Annotated in this window: 24 protein-coding genes and 1 riboswitch; of the genes, 7 read left to right on the top strand and 17 right to left on the bottom strand. The window is 35.5% G+C overall.

Annotation, left to right across the window (positions count from 1 at the left end):
* Nucleotides 1-286: 286 nt before the first annotated feature.
* Nucleotides 287-456: riboswitch (M-box (ykoK) riboswitch) on the top strand.
* Between the two features lie 277 nt (nt 457-733).
* Together RV15_RS02045 and RV15_RS02040 are read left to right on the top strand one after the other, a co-directional pair.
* On the top strand, nt 734-1,912 hold the full coding sequence (locus tag RV15_RS02045) for an FtsW/RodA/SpoVE family cell cycle protein (protein ID WP_071876397.1): 1,179 nt from the start codon (nt 734-736) through the stop codon (nt 1,910-1,912).
* Nucleotides 1,909-3,090: an FtsW/RodA/SpoVE family cell cycle protein gene (locus RV15_RS02040; protein WP_071876396.1), complete on the top strand. Its 1,182-nt coding sequence runs from the start codon at nt 1,909-1,911 to the stop codon at nt 3,088-3,090. Before RV15_RS02045 ends, RV15_RS02040 begins: the two co-directional genes overlap by 4 nt.
* A 76-nt stretch (nt 3,091-3,166) precedes the next feature.
* Here the strand turns inward: RV15_RS02040 and RV15_RS02035 are convergent, their stop codons facing one another.
* The 4 genes from RV15_RS02035 to RV15_RS02020 all read right to left on the bottom strand — a co-directional run bounded on the left by RV15_RS02035 (nt 3,167) and on the right by RV15_RS02020 (nt 6,569).
* Complete coding sequence (locus tag RV15_RS02035; RefSeq protein WP_071876395.1) at nt 3,167-3,952, bottom strand: hypothetical protein; 786 nt, start codon at nt 3,950-3,952, stop codon at nt 3,167-3,169.
* 65 nt (nt 3,953-4,017) lie between these two features.
* Nucleotides 4,018-4,431: a hypothetical protein gene (locus RV15_RS18500; protein WP_139242957.1), complete on the bottom strand. Its 414-nt coding sequence runs from the start codon at nt 4,429-4,431 to the stop codon at nt 4,018-4,020.
* Between the two features lie 512 nt (nt 4,432-4,943).
* A complete protein-coding gene (locus tag RV15_RS02025) occupies nt 4,944-5,696 on the bottom strand; it encodes a hypothetical protein (protein WP_071876394.1) in 753 nt (250 codons plus the stop codon).
* A gap of 183 nt (nt 5,697-5,879) precedes the next feature.
* Nucleotides 5,880-6,569, bottom strand: a complete 690-nt coding sequence (locus RV15_RS02020) for a hypothetical protein (RefSeq protein ID WP_071876393.1) — start codon at nt 6,567-6,569, stop codon at nt 5,880-5,882.
* Between the two features lie 691 nt (nt 6,570-7,260).
* Between RV15_RS02020 and RV15_RS02015 the strand changes: the two genes are divergently transcribed.
* On the top strand, nt 7,261-7,770 hold the full coding sequence (locus tag RV15_RS02015) for a hypothetical protein (RefSeq protein ID WP_071876392.1): 510 nt from the start codon (nt 7,261-7,263) through the stop codon (nt 7,768-7,770).
* A gap of 990 nt (nt 7,771-8,760) precedes the next feature.
* Here RV15_RS02015 and RV15_RS02010 read toward each other — a convergent pair.
* The 4 genes from RV15_RS02010 to RV15_RS01995 form a co-directional block, all read right to left on the bottom strand.
* Nucleotides 8,761-9,378, bottom strand: coding sequence for a hypothetical protein (locus tag RV15_RS02010; RefSeq protein ID WP_217265792.1), 618 nt, complete (start codon nt 9,376-9,378; stop codon nt 8,761-8,763).
* A gap of 383 nt (nt 9,379-9,761) precedes the next feature.
* On the bottom strand, nt 9,762-10,070 hold the full coding sequence (locus RV15_RS02005) for a DUF1292 domain-containing protein (RefSeq protein ID WP_071876390.1): 309 nt from the start codon (nt 10,068-10,070) through the stop codon (nt 9,762-9,764).
* Between the two features lie 45 nt (nt 10,071-10,115).
* On the bottom strand, nt 10,116-10,544 hold the full coding sequence (gene ruvX / locus RV15_RS02000; protein WP_071876389.1) for a Holliday junction resolvase RuvX: 429 nt from the start codon (nt 10,542-10,544) through the stop codon (nt 10,116-10,118).
* Nucleotides 10,541-10,810: an IreB family regulatory phosphoprotein gene (locus RV15_RS01995; protein ID WP_010760982.1), complete on the bottom strand. Its 270-nt coding sequence runs from the start codon at nt 10,808-10,810 to the stop codon at nt 10,541-10,543. The genes ruvX and RV15_RS01995 overlap by 4 nt, the downstream gene beginning before the upstream one ends.
* 256 nt (nt 10,811-11,066) lie before the next feature.
* Between RV15_RS01995 and RV15_RS01990 the strand changes: the two genes are divergently transcribed.
* Nucleotides 11,067-11,687 carry a class I SAM-dependent methyltransferase gene (locus RV15_RS01990; protein ID WP_071876388.1) on the top strand — a complete coding sequence of 207 codons (621 nt, stop codon included), beginning with the start codon at nt 11,067-11,069 and terminating at the stop codon, nt 11,685-11,687.
* Between the two features lie 43 nt (nt 11,688-11,730).
* Here RV15_RS01990 and argF read toward each other — a convergent pair whose 3' ends face one another.
* The 6 genes from argF to RV15_RS01960 form a co-directional block, all read right to left on the bottom strand.
* Nucleotides 11,731-12,666 (bottom strand): ornithine carbamoyltransferase, encoded by a 936-nt coding sequence (gene argF, locus RV15_RS01985; protein ID WP_071876387.1) that lies wholly within the window; start codon nt 12,664-12,666, stop codon nt 11,731-11,733.
* Between the two features lie 15 nt (nt 12,667-12,681).
* Nucleotides 12,682-13,842, bottom strand: a complete 1,161-nt coding sequence (locus RV15_RS01980; protein WP_071876386.1) for an acetylornithine transaminase — start codon at nt 13,840-13,842, stop codon at nt 12,682-12,684.
* Complete coding sequence (argB, locus tag RV15_RS01975) at nt 13,839-14,591, bottom strand: acetylglutamate kinase (protein ID WP_071876385.1); 753 nt, start codon at nt 14,589-14,591, stop codon at nt 13,839-13,841. Before argB ends, RV15_RS01980 begins: the two co-directional genes overlap by 4 nt.
* 61 nt (nt 14,592-14,652) lie before the next feature.
* Complete coding sequence (gene argC, locus RV15_RS01970) at nt 14,653-15,684, bottom strand: N-acetyl-gamma-glutamyl-phosphate reductase (RefSeq protein ID WP_071876461.1); 1,032 nt, start codon at nt 15,682-15,684, stop codon at nt 14,653-14,655.
* Nucleotides 15,685-15,909: 225 nt separating this feature from the next.
* Nucleotides 15,910-16,338 carry a GyrI-like domain-containing protein gene (locus RV15_RS01965; RefSeq protein ID WP_071876384.1) on the bottom strand — a complete coding sequence of 143 codons (429 nt, stop codon included), beginning with the start codon at nt 16,336-16,338 and terminating at the stop codon, nt 15,910-15,912.
* A 58-nt stretch (nt 16,339-16,396) separates the two neighbouring features.
* Nucleotides 16,397-17,095 carry a DUF554 domain-containing protein gene (locus tag RV15_RS01960; RefSeq protein WP_071876383.1) on the bottom strand — a complete coding sequence of 233 codons (699 nt, stop codon included), beginning with the start codon at nt 17,093-17,095 and terminating at the stop codon, nt 16,397-16,399.
* A gap of 238 nt (nt 17,096-17,333) precedes the next feature.
* On the opposite strand from RV15_RS01960, the gene RV15_RS01955 reads away from it, so the two are divergent.
* The 3 genes from RV15_RS01955 (at nt 17,334) to RV15_RS01945 (ending at nt 19,128) form a co-directional block, all read left to right on the top strand.
* A complete protein-coding gene (locus tag RV15_RS01955) occupies nt 17,334-18,086 on the top strand; it encodes a threonine/serine exporter family protein (protein ID WP_071876382.1) in 753 nt (250 codons plus the stop codon).
* A gap of 54 nt (nt 18,087-18,140) precedes the next feature.
* Nucleotides 18,141-18,617: a threonine/serine exporter family protein gene (locus tag RV15_RS01950; RefSeq protein WP_071876381.1), complete on the top strand. Its 477-nt coding sequence runs from the start codon at nt 18,141-18,143 to the stop codon at nt 18,615-18,617.
* A 94-nt stretch (nt 18,618-18,711) separates the two neighbouring features.
* Nucleotides 18,712-19,128: a GNAT family N-acetyltransferase gene (locus tag RV15_RS01945; RefSeq protein WP_245791192.1), complete on the top strand. Its 417-nt coding sequence runs from the start codon at nt 18,712-18,714 to the stop codon at nt 19,126-19,128.
* Nucleotides 19,129-19,292: 164 nt separating this feature from the next.
* On the opposite strand, the gene RV15_RS01940 is transcribed toward RV15_RS01945, so the two are convergent.
* The 3 genes from RV15_RS01940 to RV15_RS01930 all read right to left on the bottom strand — a co-directional run bounded on the left by RV15_RS01940 (nt 19,293) and on the right by RV15_RS01930 (nt 22,074).
* The gene (locus RV15_RS01940) at nt 19,293-20,138 is read right to left on the bottom strand and encodes a TIGR03943 family putative permease subunit (RefSeq protein ID WP_071876379.1); all 846 of its coding nucleotides are present in this window, start codon (nt 20,136-20,138) and stop codon (nt 19,293-19,295) included.
* 14 nt (nt 20,139-20,152) lie between these two features.
* Nucleotides 20,153-21,058 carry a permease gene (locus RV15_RS01935; RefSeq protein WP_071876378.1) on the bottom strand — a complete coding sequence of 302 codons (906 nt, stop codon included), beginning with the start codon at nt 21,056-21,058 and terminating at the stop codon, nt 20,153-20,155.
* Between the two features lie 209 nt (nt 21,059-21,267).
* Nucleotides 21,268-22,074, bottom strand: coding sequence for an MBL fold metallo-hydrolase (locus RV15_RS01930; RefSeq protein WP_071876377.1), 807 nt, complete (start codon nt 22,072-22,074; stop codon nt 21,268-21,270).
* Between the last annotated feature and the right edge of the window lie 37 nt (nt 22,075-22,111).

Below are 22,111 nucleotides of genomic sequence, written 5' to 3'. Positions count from 1 at the left end.
TGCGTTAAAGTAAACGCATACTTTTCCTCTTCTATCTTACAATGTTTTGCAACTAGAAGCGATAGTCATTTTTGATTTAGAGATTTTTTACTTACTTAAGAAAGGGTAAAGAAAATTTCCCGTGCTATTTGTTTAATAAATTGGCGATTCTTGGTAGAAGCCTCTAGCAGATAGATGCCTTCCATTAAAATAGCACTGATTCTTTATTTCGAGCAGTTATATTATAAAAAAATTAACATTTATCGCATTGACTTAAATGCAGTTATTCACTATATTTAAGGCGATCTGAATAACTTGTTAGGTGAGGCTCCTATGGAAACACAGGCTACTGCTCAAAAATGTCGAAAGACAGGAATGGGTAGGACAGGAATTGTCGAATTAAGGCTTTTCACAAAGTAGCTAAAAGCTCTGCTTTTTACGTTTCATAGTGCTAAAACTCAACGATGAGAATGATGAAAAGCTCTATTTGTGCTGAATTCAATCCCCCTTCGCTGAGTTATTTAGGCGAAGTTTTTTTGTATTGATCAATAATGTTGTCAGCTTTAACTATCTAGGAGGTGAAAAAAATAGAAACAAAGAAATCTTACCGGAGAGACGCTGATTTTCTTTGTCGTTATGAAGCTTACTTCATCATTAGCCCAAGCAAAAAGAACTTTTTATACCACTATCAAAGTCGATTCCTAATGCAAACTTTATTTGATGATCAATTAAAATGATTAGCGAGGAAGAGAACATGAAGCACCCAAAAAAATTATCTAAACTACACTATTTAGACTTTTATATTTTGATTCCTTATTTGATTCTTTGTATCGTGGGTATTTTAATGGTCTATAGCTCTAGCTCTTACCATTTACTTGATAGTGAGCTTGGAACTGCCAGTAAAGCGATCAAGCAAACGACCTATTTTGCTTTCAGTCTAGTCTGTATGAGTTTTGTTTACCGAATCAATCTCACTATTTTTCGTAAACCAAAAATAATGCATTTTATACTTATCTTGACCTTTCTTACGCTTATCGCGTTGCCGTTAATTGGGACAAGTGTTGGAGGTGCAAAACGTTGGATCAACCTAGGTGTGCTTTTATTTCAACCATCTGAATTAGTTCCTCTTGTGCTAGTGCTTTATCTAGCTGCAAACTTAGCTAAAAATGACACGTTAGTACCCTTTTCTTTTAAACATCATAGGAACTCACTATTAATTTCAGTCTTCTTTATGTTTTTGGTCGCGCTTCAACCGAACATCGCTGGAGCATCAATGATTTTTATTTTGGTTTTCGTATTATTTTTATCAAGCGGACTCTCTCCTTGGTTTATGTCATTAGCCTTGATTGGCTTTGTTGTCATAAAACGATTGGGTACGATGCTATTATTGTCACTTCCAACTAACTGGATGCCGCAAAAGTTTAGTTATCTAGTCACGCGGTTTGAAGTCATGCAAAACCCCTTTATTGATCCAACCGGTAAAGGATTCCAAACCTCAAATGCCTATTATGCAATGCATAACGGTGGATTTTTCGGCCGTGGTTTAGGCAACAGTATTCAGAAAAAAGGATTTTTACCAGCAGCAGATACAGATTTTATTTTTGCCATTTGCATTGAGGAATTAGGGTTGCTTTTTTCTTTAGGTATTTTATTTTTGGTCTTTTCGATTGTCGGACGCCTATTTTTATTGGCAATAAAATCAAAATCACTCTATTACTCTTATCTTTACATCGGTTGCGGAATGTTGCTTTGTCTGCAAGTCGCTGTAAATGTCGGTAGCCTCTTAGGTTATATTCCCATGACAGGCTTAACGTTTCCATTTATTAGTTACGGTGGCTCTAGTTTATTAATACTAAGTGTCACGCTTGGTATTGCCTTGAATGCTCGCGGCACCGAAATAAGAGAAAGCGTTTGGCTAGGAGGGATGGTATGAGAAAAAGCGTTATTTCAAAAAATGAAGCAGTGAATTATGCTCTACTCTTACCTGTTTTCCTGTTGATACTCGTTGGATTCATCGCTCAATATGGTGCATTTAATGCGGATCCGGCAGTTGAGTCAATTACACCTTTATTGAAAAAACAGCTTTTGTGGGCTCTTTTAGGAATCGGTGCAATGTTTGCTACGATGGTCATTCCAATAAAATATTTATGGAAAGCAACACCTGTACTTTACGGCTTATCCCTGTTTTTGATGGGATTACTTGTGAAATTCCACGATCCTGTTATGGCAGCAGCAACTGGAACAAAGCGTTGGCTTCGTTTAGGACCGTTTTCCTTTCAGCCTTCAGAATTTATGAAGCTTGGCTATATTTTAATGTTAGCTTATATCGTAACGAGAAGAAGACAAAAATCTTCAATCGCTTCGACTTTAAAAGAGGATTTTCGATTGTTGGGTGAATTATCTCTTGTCAGTCTACCTGTTCTAGCGTTAATGTTTTATCAAAAAGATTTTGGAACAAGTTTAGTCTTTATTTCAATTTTCCTAGGTATAGTACTGGTTTCAGGTTGTTCTTGGAAAATTTTAGCCGTCGGTTTTAGCCTTTTAGGTGTGCTTGGCGTGAGTGGTATTTTATTAGTTTTAACTGAACAAGGGCAAAAAATCCTTTCCTTTTTTCATTTCCAACCTTATCAATTTAATCGAATCCACGCGTGGCTTAACCCTTTTGAATATGCAGATTCAATCTCCTTTCAACAGGTACGTGGCTTAACGGCTATCGGATCTGGTGAGATGCTAGGAAAAGGTCTGACAAATTTGCGGACATACGTGCCTGTTAGAGAATCTGATATGATTTTTACTGTGATTGGAGAAGCCTATGGGTTTGTAGGAACGTGTTCGTTGATCCTACTGTTCTTCTATCTGATTTATCAAATGTTGATCTGTACGCTAAATGCCAAACGTGAATTTTACGCGTATATCACAACTGGTGTTATTATGTATTTCTTGTTCCATATCCTTGAAAATATTGGTTCGAATATTGGTTTGCTGCCTTTGACGGGAATTCCTTTGCCTTTTATTAGCCAAGGTGGTACAGCTTATTTGGCTAATTTTATTGGGATCGGATTGATTCTTTCGATGTATTATCAGAAGGAGAAAAGTGAAGTCGAGAAGTGAATATAAAACAAAGAGCTAAGACTCTATACAGAATTTTAGCTCTTTGTTTTATATGGAGACAGGCTTACACAACCACTTACTCCTGATTTAATTGGTTGTTTTTCAATGTCTCAATCAATTCTCTTGCCTCTTTAAGTGTTGTAGCTCTAGGGTCAGTAGATGGATTGTCTTCCCGAATTGTATTGCCGCTTTCATCTTGAACAACCGCTGCAGGTTCTCCATTATCAGGCCCACTAATAAAACTATACCCATCACTTTCTTGAATCGCTAATACTTTAAAATTATCATCCTCAAAATCTGGTTCTTTTTTGAACATCTCAAAGTTTCCAGTTTTTTCTATTTCTTCTTTTATTACTTGTAAAGTAAAATTGGCTTCTCCTTTATCAGTTGTTGGTTTTTCAGCAGTAGTAGTTTTTATTTTTTTATATTCCATCGGCTTACTTTCACCTGTCATTTCAGCATTAGTGGTTCCTCGATTAAGGATGATCATTCCGTCTGCTTTTAAATCGATCATGTAGGCCATTTCATTATTTTTATTTTCAAATCTAAAATAGATGCTATTTTTTTCTGATTTTTTTTCGATAAATTTTGTCGCGGTCTCCTCTTCACCAGCGTATTGAATCGTTAATCCATCATCGTTTTGTTTGATAGATACTTCGTCACCTTTGCCTGCCTCATCTAAACATTCCCACAGTCCTACAAGAGCGGTGTATTCCTTTTGGGAAATACTTACTTGTTCTTGTTCAGAAGTAGTCCTTGTATCATTGGAGGGATCGATGGACGAATTATTCTTTTTAGCCAAAGAACAACCTGTCAGTGCAATTGCTAGTAATGTACTGCATAAAATAATCATTTTTTTCATAGCTAAACTCCTTTTTATGGTGCATCGAGCACTTGATAAAACCATTGTTTCGATTTTACAATCTTTTACTTAATAGTAACAATTTCGACTCGTTCAGCTAAAATCCAGCCGTTTAATCCATAAGACGAAGTGAGTACTTGGTAATGTAGGTTTGAATCTTTTATTTTTGCTGCAAGCTCTTGCAATGAATCGTACATTATTGGCCATACATAATTTTTCGTTTGGATCAACAACTCTTTATTCTCAGTATAGAAACTTTCTATTGGTCTTTCTTCCAGATCAAAGATGATACTGTATGGCATTTCTTCATAAAATCTATAGCAAAAAACATCATAAAATATAATTTGTTTTTTGTATTGATTAGAAGAGACATTCATTATTAGCATATTCTTTTTGAAATCAACACTATAACTATCTATTTCGTAATCATGAATTGAGCTCATTTGTTTCTTCACCACCTTAATTTCAAATTCAATCACACTTATTATTTCAACAGCAACATTGAGTCTATGTATTATATAATGGTTTATTTTTAAGTGATCACATAAACTTCGATCACTCTTTTTGCTCAGATTTTTAAACTCTATTTTCTGCCCCTTAAGTTTAGCACATGCTAGATAAAATATAAATATGAGAAAACGATTAAAGGTAATTATAATTGTCTGTATGATCAATCCTGCGAAGTTCTTCATTTATGCTATTAGGTAAAATAAGAGAGCTGAGTCCTATAAATCGTGGACTCAGCTCTCAATTAAATTCTATTCCTCTTCCGCCATGAATGACGATAGCGTTTCATAACGTTTTATCTATCGTCATTTGGTGACTTTTAAAAAGAAAATATTCATAGTCAATCACCGAATATCATTAACCATTTTCTTAATGGCATTCATTTTGGCATTCACTAATTCTCATTAGCGTGGTGCGCTATACATAAAAACAGACACAAAACCACACCATCAATAGGTGCTTTTTATCCTTAATTATTGAATCATCATACTTTTCCAGTTATATATAAAATCAAAATTTTAGTAGCCGTTGGAATACTTATGTAAAGATATTTATTATCTTCAGAAGGATGAATATTCAAGTGTCCACCATTAACTAGCTCTGCCATACCTAGCCTATAACCATTAAAGTTATCTTTATTTTGATATGGTTGAATAAATCTACTGAATACGCCATCTTCTGATCCAGAAAAGTTCCCGTCTTCTGTTTTGTATTGTATTTTTTGTAGGATCCCATTTCTTCCTCTTATATCCTTTAGTATCTTCATAGAATAAGGAGATAATATACGAGTATAATGCAATAGGTTAATAAAATCATAGTAATCTTGACTTGGTGATTCTATTTTCTTTGAACAAATTCTATCTATAATTCCCGCAATATTAGATGTTCTTAATTCATCATAAGGTTTTTCATCAAAAATTTTTATGCTCTCTTGAATTAGCATGTAATTATATGGTAAAGAAATACATTCTTTAATTTTCTCTAACTTTTTTTCATGATTATTATTCTTTGTTATATAAGTAGAAATCAAGTTTTCTATTTTTCTTTTTCGAATTTCTTCATTAAGTTCATTTTCCGCCTCGAATACACATAGAAAAGTGTCTATAAGTCCCCCGGTTAAGTTTGAAATAGCAGATTTCCCAACTGATTTTACAGTTGATTTACTATTTTTTATTATAAGCTCTTTCTCTTCTTCTTCACTAAGATCGACCAAATGTTTATCCAATTCATTCTTCATTCAATTCTCTCCTTATTATTTAAATAAATTATACTAACAAATAGACATAAATAAAATATTCAGTTCCCAATATTATAAGCATAAAAAAAATAAACTTATGACGTCAAATAGCTATAAGCTCATTTTCTATTTTTCCGTTGAATTTCACTAAAATTTTCATTAGCCTAGGCGCTATACATAGTTCTAAATATCATTATCTTTTTTATCAAAATGCAATAAAAAATGATATCTTACATCATAAAGTACTCCTAAAACTTGTTTTCGTATAAATGATACCGTTGAAAACAGTAGATAACCTATCGCTATCGGAAACACAAATAATAAAAGAAGGTTTCCAGCATTACCAAAAATAATTTCAAATATAGAGGATCCCGAATTATTATATTCTTTAACAAACATATCTGATATCATTTTTATATCTTCATCTTTCAGGATTTTTAGAGCTATATCAATAAATTTAAAAATAGCATTGCCCATCAGCGTACTTATTAAAACAAGTAATGTTGTCAATACTCCAACCGCCCATTGAGACACAGTTTTCAAACTACTCAAATTTTTTTCTAGCTCATCAATTAAAGCATCAATTGAATTGATATTTAATATATCGTCTTCAGAAAATCCTTTTGTTTTTAGCCATCTTTCTTTTGCTATCTTATTCCTCCAATACTTTGATCCAAAATAGCTCGCTGCTCCTAATATTATATAAGTCAATCCCATTGTCTCGCTTTGATTATAGCTTTGAGATTCATTAAAAAAGCCGATTGCTGATATGAACCCAATGATCATAATGAAATAGTAAAGAACTTTATCTACCCAGCTTAATAGTCCGTAAGCTTTCGATGTTTCTTTCACTAAATAATAATAGTTGCTCATCTAATTCTCCTTTTTACACAATCATACCAAGAGTAAGAAAAAATAGCTATATAGATTTACTGTGAGATATCTCTTTTCCGAAATCTACTTTTAAAAAAATCCGTCTACTATCACTCATAGTATGTAATAACTTTGGCCAGATGAATTGAACACGCTTAACAAGCCAAATCTCCGCTGGTTGATGGCGCACTTTTGCGCTCTCATCATATCATCCGTTTCATATAGTATGAACATAAGTAGTTTTTTAGTTTTTAGATACCAACCCAGATGGGACAGTATCTAAGAGCGAATGTTTCGTTCTCGCTTGCCGTTGGGTTCCAACGATGAAAAGTCGTGTTTCGCTACATTAGAACAAAGATGGTGGTGGATCACACCCCTGTACCTAAAGGTACACCCTACTATCTGCAGCAGAACGGTGCAACTCTTCCCTTATAAAATTACCGCTTTTCAACTTTTCTCTTTTTTGAGTATTGTAAACCTCATTTAGTCACCTTATTACTGATATAATAGCATTCAAACCAACAAGCAATCTAGTAGAACCAATCAAAGATAAATCCCTATTATAGCAAGATGGTTAACGTAAACGGCTTACAATATTCATTAAACAATAGTCTAAATATTAATTAACTATTGTACCATTACTTTCTTTGTGTTAAATTTTAATTACAAATGATAAGGAGTGATTTATTTTATGAAAAAGAAAAGTTTGTTAGTCGCAAGTTGTATGGTAGCAGTCGGGGTGTTCGTTGGAACTAAGACAGCAAATGCTGATGAATCAGTTATGAGACCAACTACAAGAGCAACAATCGTTAGGCACAAACTAGTCCTAAGCCCATTAGAAAGCCGAGTTTTTTACTTAGAAAGTACAAATCAAACTAAATTTGCTACAAAAGTACTTTTTAAGGTAAAACCAAACAACAAGAATAATGATTACTATAATTTAGAGCATTATGGAAGTTACGGAAACGAAATTTTTCAAAAAGAAGATTTAATGTTAAATGATGACAAAGAAATTACACTTAAATCGTCTCCTGCTACCGATGATGCACTGAAAGACGTAATAACTAAAGGTAGAGAAAATTATCGTATAACTAATTATTCTCCCGTTACAATGTATTATAATATAGCCTATACTTCGGGATTACATTTTAAAACAAACGGCTGCGTAGATTATAGCGATATAGATTTTAATTTAGAATAAAAAACAAGGAGACAGCTTAACGGCTATCTCCTTTTCTTGTACTTTAATTTTTCCGCGGCTTGGTAAAAGTTCTCTACCTAGTTCAGTAACTAAGTATCATTTAGATACCTTGTTAGCTGCGTTACTTTGAGTAACCTAGCTCATTCTTAATTACTCCGAAAATATCGGTTAAGTAGTGATGCATCATCCGTCATATCTGAACAATACTTATTCAGTTTTCCGGACGATCCCTATATAAACATCTGTCCAATTCTGGACAGATCCTCTTAAATTAGGCGTTATGCTTACCATCACACTTTTGTGAGCGTTACACATTACCAGCGCGATTTCCCCACTGGTTAATTATTATGACCTAACAATTCATTAGGTGATCTAAGTCTAACTTACTCATATACAATAAATTATCACATTTTTGTGATTAACTCTGTTAGGTCAGGGAACTTTTCCCCTCAGCTATTTTAGGACTAACTAATTTTGGCGACTCTTCAAGCTATAGGTCAAAATTATCCGACACTGATAGTAAAGGAAGTTTTGAACATTATTGTTCATATCCGACAAAACGGCGTACATGAAACGAACTAGAAAATACCTAGTCTATCATCTTGAGGTGGCCTAATTTACGACCGGCCACTTTACATATAGCGTTGAAAAAGAAAGATGCAGCGATCTACTACAATTTACTACAAGTATGAACTGTTTAAATATGAAACCAAAAAATACCCACTCATTAGGGTTGAGTGGGAAAAAGGAATTAAAGATGAGAAAGTGTTTTTTTAGTTGAAAGGGTTGTTGTCTTTGATTCAAATTCAATCTTTTCTTAAGTAAAATAACTTTCAAGAATAAAGGCTTTTCTTTCTATTTTCCTTTTTTGGCTAAGTCCCATTCAATTTTAATGTACAATCGCATTATATTGCCCAACGTCTTAGTCAGTATATAAATTTGATACGTACGAAAATTGACTGGTCTTTTTTCCTCTTCAGCTTTTTTTACTTACCTCTCAAATAATTTTGGATCATACATTACCGATAGAATTATTATATTTATAAGACCAACTATTATTTCGTTCTTACCTTTATTTGTCTCCTTTTCTCTCAACTTATCTATTAATTCCTTCATTTTTGACTCGTTTTGATAGGAATTTGTACCTATAGTGAATAATTCTAGTTGCTCCCATTGCCCCCTCATAATCAGCCCGTACTCATCTTCTAAAATTTCACCATTTTCCGGTCCAAACATTAATTTTAATTTATATAGCTGTGTTGTTATACTATTACTTACCTCAAAGATATCCACATTTAACTTTTCTATCTCTTTTATTTCTACATCAGAATAGTCACCCATTTTATATAGATTTTCTAATTTGTATGTATATGCTTGTCTTCTACCAGATAAGCTCAAAAGCTCAGAAGTTTCCTTTCTCACATTGTTTATCCATTCAAGACGAGCCTTTGATTTTAAGTTAGCATCAATATTCTGTTGATTAATCTCCTTCTGAATTTTGTTATTTCTAAATGTTCCCCAGATTGAGATACCAGCGGCTATCAAACTTATACCTGCTGCAATGCTTGCCCATTGGAAAGATCCTTCAGCATCAAAAAATAGATTCACTAGGTTAGTAAACATAATCACTCGACTCCTTTTTATTTTAGTTTACCAAAACTACACGTAATCGTACTAAGTTGATTATATTAGACAATAATAAAAAAACGTCATAACTACGACGGTTTTAAATATAACTATACTCCTCTTTTACCCATCTCGCTATCTAAAGCATTTAAAAAGTCCGTGCTAAATTGATAACTAAGTAAACTGTATGTGTCTGGATAAGAACGGCCTATTGTATGATCAATAATAGCCACTTGTCACAAGAATCAAAAGAAAAAACAGTTGAAAAACTAGTAAATCACTTAAATTTTTAACTAATGGCATTCACTGAATTAACAGAAAAAGCTAAGTCCTTATGTATCAAGGGCTTAGCTCACTTTTTAGCTCTATTCTTCTTCTTCCGCCATGAATGTATTGAACACTTCTTCAATCATGTCCCATTCAGCGTCTGTTTCGATTTGTTGTAATTCGCCTTCTGTTCCTTCGTTGTTTTCGATGTAAGCATAGGCTTGTAATTCAACATCTTCTTCTTCTGGAACACCAGCTGGATAAAGGAGAACGTAATTTTTACCAAATTCTTCTTGTCCGTCAACGGTTAAAAGAATTTCATATAATGTTTCGTTTCCTTGTTCATCTACTAAAGTAATGTGTTCATGTCCTTCGTGATCATGTTCGTGGTTATGCTCTTCTGCCATTATTATGCTCTCCTTTTATCTGACACTTGTTTTCTAACAAGTCATTTAAATTTTATTGCCAGCGCCATCTAGATAATTTTGTAAAATCATGACAGCAGCTACTTTATCAATCACTTTTTTTCTCTTCGCTCTAGAAGTGTTCGCTTGCTCAACTAACATTCGTTCTGCTTGAACTGTCGTCAAACGTTCATCTTGGTAGGTAACAGGTATTTGGAACAGATCTTCTATCTGCTTGCCATAAGCCATTGATGCTTCTGCTCTTGGTCCAATCGAATTATTCATGTTTTTCGGCAATCCCACAACAAAGCGGGTCACTTCATATTCCTTGACTAATTCAGCTAACCGTTCAAAGCCAAATTCTTCCTGCTCTTCATTGATCCGAATAATCTCAATGCCTTGTGCAGTCCAGCCAAACGGATCACTGACGGCGATTCCCACAGTCTTTGAGCCGACATCAAGTCCCATTACTCTCATCGAATAGTGATTCCATGATCAGATAAGTAATATTTAACCAGCTCTTCCATGATCTCATCCCGTTCGTGACGACGAATCAAATTTCGAGCGTCTTGGTAACGAGGAATGTAGGCCGGGTCTCCAGAAAGTAAATAGCCCACAATCTGATTGATCGGATTATATCCCTTTTCCTCTAAAGCCTTGTATACAGTAGCCAGAGTCTCACTTACTTCCTTCTTACGGCTGTCATCAAAATCAAAACGTACAGTTTCATCTGTAAAACCCATTTATCTACACCTCACTTATATTCTATTCATACAGTACCATTCTACTAAAAACAAGCCAAAACTACAAACAAAACTTAACACTTTCTACTATATATTAAAGATTTCCTTTAATTTTACCAGAATAGACGGATTATCGGACGAATAAATTCATTTTAGCCCAAAATTCGAAAAAAATTTCTCACTATTTTTTCTAACACCTATTTTTTTAATGTATACTAACTTAGAAGGTTTGAGTATAGAGTAAAGGAGTTTTTTTATGTTAATTTGGATCATCTGTTGTATTTTCCTGTTATTGATTTGTTTGTTTTTGATTTTACTAAAACAATCAAAAACGCCAACTGGATATATTGGTATTTTGATGATGCGACTTTGGAATCGTGTGTACCTTCCCTTAGTAAAATGGACGATGACAAAAGTTGCTTTAAGTGATCAAATGACGATTCTGGATATTGGTGTAGGTAATGGTGTTTCTAGCCGATATCTTTTAGATCAAGCAAACGCATTATCTGTAACAGGTATAGACATTTCCAAAGACGCCATCACACAAGCAAAAAAGTATGTTCAAAATAAAAATCTTAACTTTGAAACAATGGATGTCCATAGCTTAGGTTTTGCTCCTGAAACATTCGATTTTGTGACCGCTTTTCAAACACATTTCCATTGGAATGACTTGGATAAAGCCTTATCTGAAATAAATCGGGTTCTAAAACATAAAGGGATAGTTGTTTTTTCCTGTGAAACTGCAAAAATCAATTACTTTTTACCCAAGTTTAAAAAACCGGCTGATTTCAACGCTTATCTATCTGACCATAACTTCTTATTGTATGCTCATCATACAACGAATCAATGGTCTATGTATGCTTTTCAAAAAGAATAGAATGACACGAAACGAAAATATCGTTTCGTGTCATTCTAATGTATTATAAGTTGGTCATGAGTTTCACAAGCAACGCTTTTTGTGCATGAAGACGATTACCAGCTTCTTGATAAATGGCAGAATGCGTTCCATCAATAATATCTGCTGAGACTTCTTCTCCTCTATGGGCAGGTAGACAGTGCAAAAACAGATAATCTTTTTTTGCTTGAACTGCTAGTCGATTATTGATTTGAAATGATTTAAATACTGTCTCCCGCTCTTTTTGTTCAGATTCATCTCCCATACTGGCCCAAACATCGGTTACTAAAACGTCAGCATCTTTCACTGCTTGCTCTGGATCGTTAGTGATTTGGATTTTGCTGCCACTTGCTTTTGCATTCCTTTTAGCGCTTTCAACAAACTCTGCTTTGGGTTCGTATCCAACAGGTGTTGCGATACTAATATCCATTCCCACCAAACTGCCGCCGATCAAAAATGAATGAGCCATATTATTTCCATCCCCGATGTAGGCCAATTTGATTCCTTCTAGTTTTCCTTTTTGTTCATAAATCGTTTGAAAATCTGCTAGTATTTGGCATGGATGATGATGGTCTGTTAACCCATTGATCACAGGGACGGATGCTTCCTCAGCTAATTTAGCAACCATTTGATCTGAGTAGGTACGGATCATGATAGCATCCACATAGCTAGACATAACTTTTGCAGTATCTTTGATAGGTTCTCCGCGCCCCATTTGAGTGCTTTTAGAATCTAAAACAATTGCTTGTCCCCCAAGTTGGATGATACCAGCCTCAAATGAAACACGAGTTCGAGTACTATTTTTTTCAAAAATCATCGCTAAAATTTTTCCTGCCAAAACACCACGATAGTCCTCAGGTTTAGCTTTCATTGTAATAGCCAGTTCAATGATCGATAGAAATTCTTCCTTTGATAGCTCCGTTAAATTTAAAACACTTTTACCATACATCGAATTTGTCATTTGTCCTTCTCCTTTTTAAAGATCCGCCTGTGATAAACTGTTGAAGACTTTTTCAACTATTTCCAGACCTTGATCCACTTCCTCTTCCGTGATCGTTAACGGTGGTAACAGTCGTAAGACATTTTGCCCCGCTTTTAATACAAGTAGCCCTTCAGCTTCTAATTGATCCATCATAGACTTCACTGTATCTTGATCAACTAGCTCGATCCCCAGCATTAGTCCTTTACCGCGAACAGATCTAATCAGTGGATTATTTTCTGCTATTTGTTTTAAACCTGTGTATAGTTGGTGCCCTTTGTTTTGAACATCTTGCAAAAAGTTTTCTTGATCGATACGCTCAACCACTTTACATGCAACACTCATAGCCAATTTATTACCGCCAAAAGTCGAGCCATGGCTGCCTGGGCCAAAACTTTCTGCCAGACAAGCTTTTCCAAGCATTGCCCCAACAGGTATGCCATTGCCCAGCCCTTTCGCTAAAGTAAAAATATCTGGTTCAACTTGATAATTTTCATAAACATAAAAAGTCCCTGTCCGCCCAATTCCTGTTTGAATTTCATCGATGATCAATAAAGCTCCAAACTCGTGGCAAAGCGACTGAACCGCTTGAACCCATTGCTCATCTGCTAGTACAACACCGCCTTCACCTTGAATCAACTCCAACATGACGGCCGCTGTTTGTTGATCGACTACGGCCTTTAACGGCTCAAGTTCATTAAATGGGACATAAGTAAAGTCTGGTACTAACGGTTCAAACCCTTGATGGATACTATTTTGTCCCGTCGCACTCATCGCGCCATATGTTCGACCATGGAAAGAATTAGTAAAGGTAATGATTTTACTTCTACCTGTTGCTTTACGGGCTAATTTTATCGCTGCTTCGTTGGCTTCTGCACCACTATTACAAAAATAGCTGACATACTCTTTTCCCTTTGCTAGCTTTTCAGCGGTTTGCTCTTGCAAATGATTTTCATATAAATTAGGTGTATGCCATAATCGTTTGGACTGATCTTGTAAGACTTGATTTAACTCAGGATCATTATAACCTAAGTTCATTACGCCAATGCCGCTAGTAAAATCAAGATAGTGTTTCCCATTTTGATCGATTAATGTATTTTGGAAACCTTCCATCATTTCTAATTCTTTTCTTTGATAATTAGGAAATAAGTAGCTCATACAAAAACCTCCTTCGCGTTGATAATGGTGCCAGCATGTTGAAGTTGATTGGTAATGTGAACTTCTTTGACACCGCCTTTGATCGCTGCAACAGCACTTTCCAATTTCGGCAACATTCCGCCTTTAATGATTTTTTCTTTTTTTAGTTTAGGAATTTCACTAGTAGAGAGTTCTTTTAGCCACTGATTTTCTTTTTTTACACCCGGAACATCGGTTAACAGGTAAAGCTTTTCAGCTTTCAGTTCTTCCGCTACTTTGCAGGCAACATGATCAGCATTGATATTCAACCATTCACCTGTTTTCGTTAATCCAAGTGGTGCAATGATCGGGATATGCTTGGTTTTAAGTAAATGCTCTAACAATTCGGTATCCACTTGATTGACCTCACCAACTGCGCCTAATGTATTCTTATCCAGAAAAGAACCTGTAATAATCTGGCCACAAGACGCATTTAGCCCTACGACTGAGAACCCTTCCTGTTGAAAATGAGCTGTGATCATTGGTTGTACTTGCCCAATCAAAACCATTTGAGTGATCTTTAATGTTTCAGCAGTTGTTACACGCAATCCATCTTGGATGACCACTGGTACATTTAAACGTTGCATCATCTCAGAAATGTAATGTCCGCCGCCATGAACAATAACAACTTTTTTCCCTTCTTTTTGCCAATGACTGATCTGTTTAAAAAAAGCTTCTGTTAAATTGTCACTAGCTACTCCACCCATTTTTATAACGATAACCTTCTTCATGTTTGTCGCTCCCTTTATTTTTTATCATGCCATTATTCAATTTATTTAATTATCACTTATTTTATGGATAGATCGGTAAATAATCTAATCCTGATCGTTCATCAAATCCGGCAAAGATATTTAGATTTTGAACGGCTTGGCCTGCAGCTCCTTTGCCTAAATTATCGATCACTGTGACCACGGTGACTATATTCGTCTGTGTATTATAAGCCAGTCCAATATCACAATAATTTGAGCCAATCACTTGTTTAAGCACAGGATAACAGCCGACTTCTTGAATCCTTACGAAGGGGCTATTTTCAAAATGGGCTCGGTACAGCTGAACTAATTTCTCGTCAGAAATTGGTTGTTTTAATTTGGCATAGGCTGTTAAAAAAATTCCTCTTGTTACTGGAATCAAAGATGTAGAGAATTGTATTGCTTTAAGAGCTGGCGTCCATTTTTTTAATTGCTGGACGATTTCAGGAATATGTTGATGACTATTCATTTTGTACAGCGTCATATTGTCATGTGTTTCAGAAAAATGAGTGCTGTGAGATAATCCTTTACCTGCACCAGAAACACCTGACTTGGCATCAATGATGATAGAATCTAATACTAGTTTATCTTCCTTCAATAAAGGGGCTAAAGATAATTCTGCCGCACTCGCATAGCAGCCCGGGTTAGCGATCCATTTTGATCGGGGTTTTTCTCGATATTCTGCTAGACCATAATCGAACTTTTGAATTATATTCATTGGAGCAGCAGACTGGCCATACCAGGTCTCGTATTCACCAATTTCTTTTAGGCGAAAGTCTCCCGATAAATCGATGACAGGAAAATCCGCTTCCACAAATGGTAAAGCTAACTCTTTAGAAATCCCTGAAGGTGTTGCAAGAAAAACTAGGTCGCTTTTTTTCATGATTGATTTTGGATCGATTTGTTCAAGAGGCAAAGAAATGAGCTGCCGCAAATGCGGATTGATTGTTTCCAGTGATTTTTTATTCATCGAAGAACTATGGATCGAAACGACTTCGACGAATGGATGCTGTCTAAGGTATCGTAAAAGTTCTAACCCGCTATAACCTGTTACACCAACAATTGAGACCTTCATTTGCTTCACTTCTCTTCTTTTTATTTTTTTCAAACGAGTGTTGTTTTTCATATTATAAGTTCTCTCCCCAAACAAGTCAACGGTTTTTTATTAATTTATAGTCAAATAATAAATATTTATTCATTACACACAACTATATTCATCATATTTTGAATAAAAATAGCCTGTAGAAAAACTTATTTGCGTTTTTCTACAGGCTATTTAAATTCTTTACATTCTCAATCACTATACAGAAAGATAAATCGTCACCGTTCCATCCTCTTTATAATGTTCCACATCTGTCAAATAAGTACGTTTTTTTTCTAATGCTTCATCTTTCCAAATCTTCTGCCAAGCTTCTCCCACACCTTCAGGGCTGCCAACGGCTACTGGAATTTCAACATACTGCCCTGCCCGAATAACGGAACTCTCTAGAAAATCAGCTTGTTCATTCCCTACTAATAAGTCGTAATTTCCTTTAAAATTACTTTCATAGTTCGAATAAACCGCGAAAAATTCACCCGCCAAATCCATTTGAGGAACACTGCTCCACAATGCAATAATTTCGTCTAAACGGTTATTATTCGTGCGAATTTTTTTACCTTTGATTGTTTTTTCTATTAACTGAATCGTCAATTCGATCACACCTTTCTCTTTATGAAATAATCTTAACATTAAAATAGTGACAACTGTCTGTCATCATTTGATTTAATTTCGCAAAAATTCTTGTTTGTTACAGATAAAATTGTAGTGTAATAATTCCAATCAATAGTATAATTCCTGGTAAATAATTAGACACTCTGATTTTGGTAAGCCCCATTATATTCAAACCGATAGCTAAAATCATCAAACCACCAATAGAACTAATTTCTCCCATCAGTAAGTCTAATAACTCATTAGGAATATAACGCATCAAAACACTAGCAAGTAACGCGATACCCCCCTGATACAGAAACACAGGCACGGCTGAAAAAAGCACTCCAACACCTAATGTTGCGCTCAACATGATCGACATAAAACCATCCATTACAGCTTTTGTAAATAGTGTTTGATGATTATTTGCAACACCACTTTCAATCGCCCCGATGATTCCCATCGATCCAATCAAAAAAATCAGTGAAGCTGTTACAAATCCTTCTGCAAAATTACTGTCTGGTTTCGCAAATCGTTTTTCTAGCTTTATGCCAAATCGATTCATTCTATCTTCAATTCTCAGAAGCTCTCCAAACATCGCACCTAAACACAAACTGATCAGGATCACTATAAAAGAAGATGTTTTAAAAGCCATTTGAATCCCTAATACTAGTACCCCTAAACCAATGCCTTTTGTGACAGTATCTTTCATTTGTTCTGAAATATTGCGCAAAACTGCGCCTAATAAACTGCCAAAGATAATTGCTAACCCATTAATCAATGAACCCAATAAAATCATCCTATTCCTCCCAATCATTCTATCATTTCATACTTTTTTTATTATACGATAAGAAATCAGAAAGGGATAATTTATTTTTCCACTATTCATCAAAAACAAAAAGCACTTGAATAATCATTGTTTTGTGCAATTTGATCACTCTGGTTTGATATTTTTACAACTCTACGCTATTTTTTCCAACCAGAATCAACTATACTTATCATAGATAAATGATTGAACGAAAAAGTGAGGAAAATAAATGGCAACTATTGATATCGAAAAAGTCTTAGAAACCTGCTTGTTAGCAGGAAAGATCATGCTGGAAAGTGATGCCGAAATGTATCGGGTGGAAGATACCATGAGCCGAATTGCTTTGGCCTCGGGAGATTATCGCTTGGTCAGTTATGTCACCCAAACAGGGCTCTTCGTAGGACTAGACGGCACTTCAACCATTCGTATGGTGCAAATTTTAAATCGTTCGATCAATTTAGAAAAAGTCTCAAGGATCAATCAGCTTTCCAGAGAATATGTAACTGGATTATATACATTAGACGAACTCTTAGAGCAGCTTAAAGACTTAGAGCAAGAGCGAAAATTTTTCCCCTTATGGCTGAGATTTATCAGTGCAGCTGTTGTCAGCGGAACAATCATGATTTTATTTGGCGGTGTTTGGTCAGATTTGTTTTTGACCTGTCTGATCGGAGGCTTCGGCTATATTCTTTATTATTCAAGTTTAAAAATTTTGCGCATCAAGTTTCTTTCTGAATTTTTAGCTGCTTTTTTTATCGGCTGTGCAGCTCTTTTAAGCAGTCAGATTGGATTAGGCGTTAATCAAGATATGATAATTATCGGTTGTGTGATGCCGCTAGTTCCAGGCGTTCAGATCACTAATGCATTACGTGACTTACTAGCGGGGCATTATCTTTCTGGTGTTTCCAGAGGAACTGAAGCAATGATGACTGCTTCAATGATCGGCTTTGCAATAGCTTTTGTGTTCCAATTATTTTATTAAGAATTAGCTTTAGGGATTTAATCCCTCCCATTTATAAGAATTTGGAGGTGTCATATGGTCAATCTACTCGTTCAATTTTCATTCAGTTTTTTAGCATCAGCAGCCTATGCTATCATTACGAACGTGCCTAGACGTTCATTAGCCGCTTGTGGTTTGTCTGGCGCTTCTGGCTGGATGCTTTATTGGTTAGCCGTTCAACTAGGTGCAAACGCAGCACTAGGCTCCTTATTAGGTGCTTTGGGTGTGGCTGCAGTCAGTTTTGGCTTTTCCAAAACTCTGAAACTCCCTGTTACCATTTTCAATATTCCTGGAATGGTCCCTTTAGTCCCAGGTGGTCTAGCCTACCAAGCCGTTCGAAATTTAGTGATCGGTCAATACGAAACCGCTATTTATTCTACTGTCCAAGCCATTATGATTGCCGGCGCAATTGCTTTAGGTCTAGTCTTATCGGAGGTCTTGAATCATAACATTCGCAATTTTAGAGAAAAGCGGGACATAGTGAGTTTGATTCGAAAAAAAGAAGAAAAGTAACAGTTTAGAAACTAAGCAAGGAGGTGGCTTGATGAGTGCATTAGCTATTCTTTCATAAACTCAATCAGAAAGGATATCAACGATGATAAAAAAAATGGAAAACCTAACAACTAAAGAATTAGAGGAAATCTTATCGATTTGGCTGAACGCAAATAAAGAAGCGCATTCTTTTATTCCTGCCTCCTATTGGCAAGAAAATCTTGCATTCGTAAGAGAGCAACTGCCTCAAGCGGTTCTTTACACCTATAGTCAAGAAGGGAAGATCCTTGCCTTTCTTGGTATTACTGGAACCTATATTGCTGGAATATTTGTCATCAGTGAACACCGCCAACAAGGCATTGGCAAAAAACTTTTAAATGAAGTCAAATCTAAATATAATACGTTAAACCTTTCCGTCTATGCTAAAAACCAAAAAGCTCTCGATTTCTACTTAAAACAAGACTTTCAACAAGTCGCTGAACAAGTAGATAACACTGGTGAACTAGAGTATCAATTGGTTTGGGAAAAGTAAGTAGCTTACACTTTTAGAATCAATCGTTAAAATAGTAGGTCCTGACACATGATGTATAACTCTTTGCATCATGTGTCAGGACCTATATAGTTTTACGATGATTTCTTTATACAGCTAACGCTTATCAGACAATCATTCATGAATTTTTTAGTCCGAGCTTCTATTTAAAATGAACGATAAACATATTGATTTTTTGGTTCTTCAACTTTTTTTACCTTCGTAACATCTACCATCGGAATTTCTCGCTTAAACGGTGCATAATAACCTGAATGAATCGTTCCCGTCAATTCCACCCAGTCATTATTTTTAAAGTTCTGTCCCTCAGGCATATGTGTCAATAATCCAAAGACTCCAGAATCCGCCACACAATGAATAATCCCAAAACGGAAAACAAATATAGTTGTTTCTTCATTTTGTGAAGAATTAAAAGCAAACCCTTTATACGTAATCGTTTTTCCAATAAACTCACTTGGATAATTATAGATCAGTTCCATTACTTCTAAATAATTTTCGTCTGTAACAGTCACTTTGTCATCTTTAATATATTGTGTTAGTGCTTGTTTCATTTGTTTCTCATAATCAGTTTTATCAAAATAAATACTAGTATCTGGTTTTAAATATTGAGTTTCTACGTCAGGGTCACCAACAGACTCTTTACTTAGCGGAAAATTAAACCCTTTGGCTTCAACAATCGAAGTATCCAAACTGACCGTTGGAAACATAAAACCGACAACTAAAGGCAAAGCCAATAAAATATAGGCAATCCCTCTTTGATACGGCTTATTTAAGCCATGATCATGCTCCTGTTCATGACGATGGTGTTCAGATGTCTTTTTATCCGCTTCTTTATTCCAAAGAATCAACTGAACCATCGCCAAGACAAAAGAAAGGATCATCGATAAAATAGCTAAATAGCGGTAATGAACATTTATATATTGGTTTAGTCTACCCGATACTTGTAAAAACATCATCAACATCGTATAACCAATTAAAATCAAAAATCGAAGCATCAACTTTTCCCTCCTTAGATTGCCAACGCATACAGACTGACAACTACTGTTACAATACCGACAAATTTTAACATAAACGATGTTTTAAAGTAACGTTTCATCATCAATAAATTTTTGATATCCACCATAGGTCCAAAAACGAGAAATCCCACAACAGGTCCATTCCCGAATAAACTCAATAACGACGAGCCGATAAAAGCATCTGCCTCTGAACATAATGACAATGTAGCCGCTAAAACGAGCATCACAAGAATCGCTAAAAGCTTTGTATGCCCTAACTGTAGCATCGCTCCTGTTGGTAAATAAGTCTGCATCGCTGCAGCTAGCAATGAACCGAAAATCAAATAACGCCCTGTATCAAAAAACTCCTCGATTCCATGTGTCAAAACAGACCAAGTTTTATGCCAAAACGTTGCTTTGTCCTGTTGCTGCTCTTTTTCCTCTATAGCACAGGTATGATCATATGCAGATTGCTGTAAGATAGGTTCTTTATTGATATATGCTAACCACACACCTACGACTAGTGCCACCAGCAGACTGCCAAGCACACGCCAAATAACAAATTTCACAGAATTTCCAAAAGCAATATAGGTTGAAAAAAGAACAATCGGATTAATGATCGGTGCTGTAATCATAAAGGCAAACGCCGTATAAGTAGGCACATCTTTTTTCACAAATTGATGCACGATCGGTACGATGCCACATTCACAAGAAGGAAAAAAGAAGCCTAAAATACTGCCCACAAGGATTGATAATAATTTATTTTTTGGGAGTATCCTTTTAACGCGTTCTGGCGTTAAAAATACGTGTAAAGCACCTGAGATTATGCACCCAAGCATCACGAACGGTAACGCTTCAATCACAATTGATAGAAAAATAGTGCCCATTTGCAACACTGAATGAGGTAAAAACTGAAACATCTAATTCCTCCTACTGCTAAAAATAACATCCGTAATCGTATCTTCTACAGATGCTTTTTTTAACATTCCAAAATATAACTAACTATACTGCACCAATCAAAAAAAAACAAGACAAGCCAGCCTATATTAAAGGATCTATAAGATTTCCATTGCATAACAAAAAAAGAGTAAAACAAAACTGATAAACAATTTTGCCTTACCCAAATGTATCAAATCGCAAATAATTCTGATGCCGAATCAGGATCGGTATCATAAACATTAAAATCAAAATTCACACCTAAACCTTTTTCAGCTAAAATTGATTCCATCGCCATTCTAGCATGCTCTTTAGTGTTATTTTCTTTACTTAAATGTCCTAGATAGATCCGCTTCGTACGATCTCCGATTACATCAGCCATCGTCAATGCGCCGTCGTCATTTGATAAATGACCTTTATCCCCTAAAATTCGTTGCTTTAAACTCCACGGATAAGGACCCATTCGTAAAATTTCTAACTCATGATTACTTTCGATCAGATAAGCATCTGCATCTTTGATCGTTCCCCGAAGATGATCGCTACAATAACCCGTATCGGTCAACATCACAAATGAGCGGTTATCTTTAAAGAAACGATAAAACTGAGGAGCAGCTGCATCATGAGACACACCATAACTTTCTATATCCATATCACCAAATGTCAGCACTTTACCCATATCAAAGATATGCTTTTGCTCAACAGCTACATTTCCAATCAAAGGGTCCATCGCTGCCCACGTTTTTTCATTCGCATAGACATCTAATTTATATTTTCTAGCCAGAACGCCTACTCCATGAATATGATCACGATGTTCATGGGTCACCAAGATAGCATCCAAATCTTCTGGTTTACGGTCAACTTCTGCCAGTAATGATGTAATTTTTTTCCCGCTTAATCCTGCATCTATAAGCAGCTTTTTGTTCTCCGTTTCAATAAAAAGGGAATTACCTGTACTGCCGCTGGCAAGAATGCTGATATTAAAAGCTTTTTCTTGACTCATTTTTCTACTCGCTCCCCTTCATTAGTCTACAGCTACT

The organism is Enterococcus silesiacus, assembly GCF_001886225.1.
In the GTDB taxonomy this organism is placed as follows: Bacteria; Bacillota; Bacilli; order Lactobacillales; family Enterococcaceae; genus Enterococcus_L; species Enterococcus_L silesiacus.
Note: the sequence above shows the minus strand (reverse complement) of the source record. Positions and strands in the feature narration are given on the sequence as shown.

Coding starts and splice junctions, on each gene's coding strand:
- RV15_RS02045 (WP_071876397.1), top strand. CDS start 734: ATGAAGCACCCAAAAAAATTATCTAAACTACACTATTTAGACTTTTAT.
- RV15_RS02040 (WP_071876396.1), top strand. CDS start 1,909: ATGAGAAAAAGCGTTATTTCAAAAAATGAAGCAGTGAATTATGCTCTA.
- RV15_RS02035 (WP_071876395.1), bottom strand. CDS start 3,952: ATGAAAAAAATGATTATTTTATGCAGTACATTACTAGCAATTGCACTG.
- RV15_RS02025 (WP_071876394.1), bottom strand. CDS start 5,696: ATGAAGAATGAATTGGATAAACATTTGGTCGATCTTAGTGAAGAAGAA.
- RV15_RS02020 (WP_071876393.1), bottom strand. CDS start 6,569: ATGAGCAACTATTATTATTTAGTGAAAGAAACATCGAAAGCTTACGGA.
- RV15_RS02015 (WP_071876392.1), top strand. CDS start 7,261: ATGAAAAAGAAAAGTTTGTTAGTCGCAAGTTGTATGGTAGCAGTCGGG.
- RV15_RS02005 (WP_071876390.1), bottom strand. CDS start 10,070: ATGGCAGAAGAGCATAACCACGAACATGATCACGAAGGACATGAACAC.
- ruvX (WP_071876389.1), bottom strand. CDS start 10,544: ATGAGAGTAATGGGACTTGATGTCGGCTCAAAGACTGTGGGAATCGCC.
- RV15_RS01995 (WP_010760982.1), bottom strand. CDS start 10,810: ATGGGTTTTACAGATGAAACTGTACGTTTTGATTTTGATGACAGCCGT.
- RV15_RS01990 (WP_071876388.1), top strand. CDS start 11,067: ATGTTAATTTGGATCATCTGTTGTATTTTCCTGTTATTGATTTGTTTG.
- argF (WP_071876387.1), bottom strand. CDS start 12,666: ATGACAAATTCGATGTATGGTAAAAGTGTTTTAAATTTAACGGAGCTA.
- RV15_RS01980 (WP_071876386.1), bottom strand. CDS start 13,842: ATGAGCTACTTATTTCCTAATTATCAAAGAAAAGAATTAGAAATGATG.
- argB (WP_071876385.1), bottom strand. CDS start 14,591: ATGAAGAAGGTTATCGTTATAAAAATGGGTGGAGTAGCTAGTGACAAT.
- argC (WP_071876461.1), bottom strand. CDS start 15,684: ATGAAGGTCTCAATTGTTGGTGTAACAGGTTATAGCGGGTTAGAACTT.
- RV15_RS01965 (WP_071876384.1), bottom strand. CDS start 16,338: ATGTTAAGATTATTTCATAAAGAGAAAGGTGTGATCGAATTGACGATT.
- RV15_RS01960 (WP_071876383.1), bottom strand. CDS start 17,095: ATGATTTTATTGGGTTCATTGATTAATGGGTTAGCAATTATCTTTGGC.
- RV15_RS01955 (WP_071876382.1), top strand. CDS start 17,334: ATGGCAACTATTGATATCGAAAAAGTCTTAGAAACCTGCTTGTTAGCA.
- RV15_RS01950 (WP_071876381.1), top strand. CDS start 18,141: ATGGTCAATCTACTCGTTCAATTTTCATTCAGTTTTTTAGCATCAGCA.
- RV15_RS01945 (WP_245791192.1), top strand. CDS start 18,712: ATGGAAAACCTAACAACTAAAGAATTAGAGGAAATCTTATCGATTTGG.
- RV15_RS01940 (WP_071876379.1), bottom strand. CDS start 20,138: ATGCTTCGATTTTTGATTTTAATTGGTTATACGATGTTGATGATGTTT.
- RV15_RS01935 (WP_071876378.1), bottom strand. CDS start 21,058: ATGTTTCAGTTTTTACCTCATTCAGTGTTGCAAATGGGCACTATTTTT.
- RV15_RS01930 (WP_071876377.1), bottom strand. CDS start 22,074: ATGAGTCAAGAAAAAGCTTTTAATATCAGCATTCTTGCCAGCGGCAGT.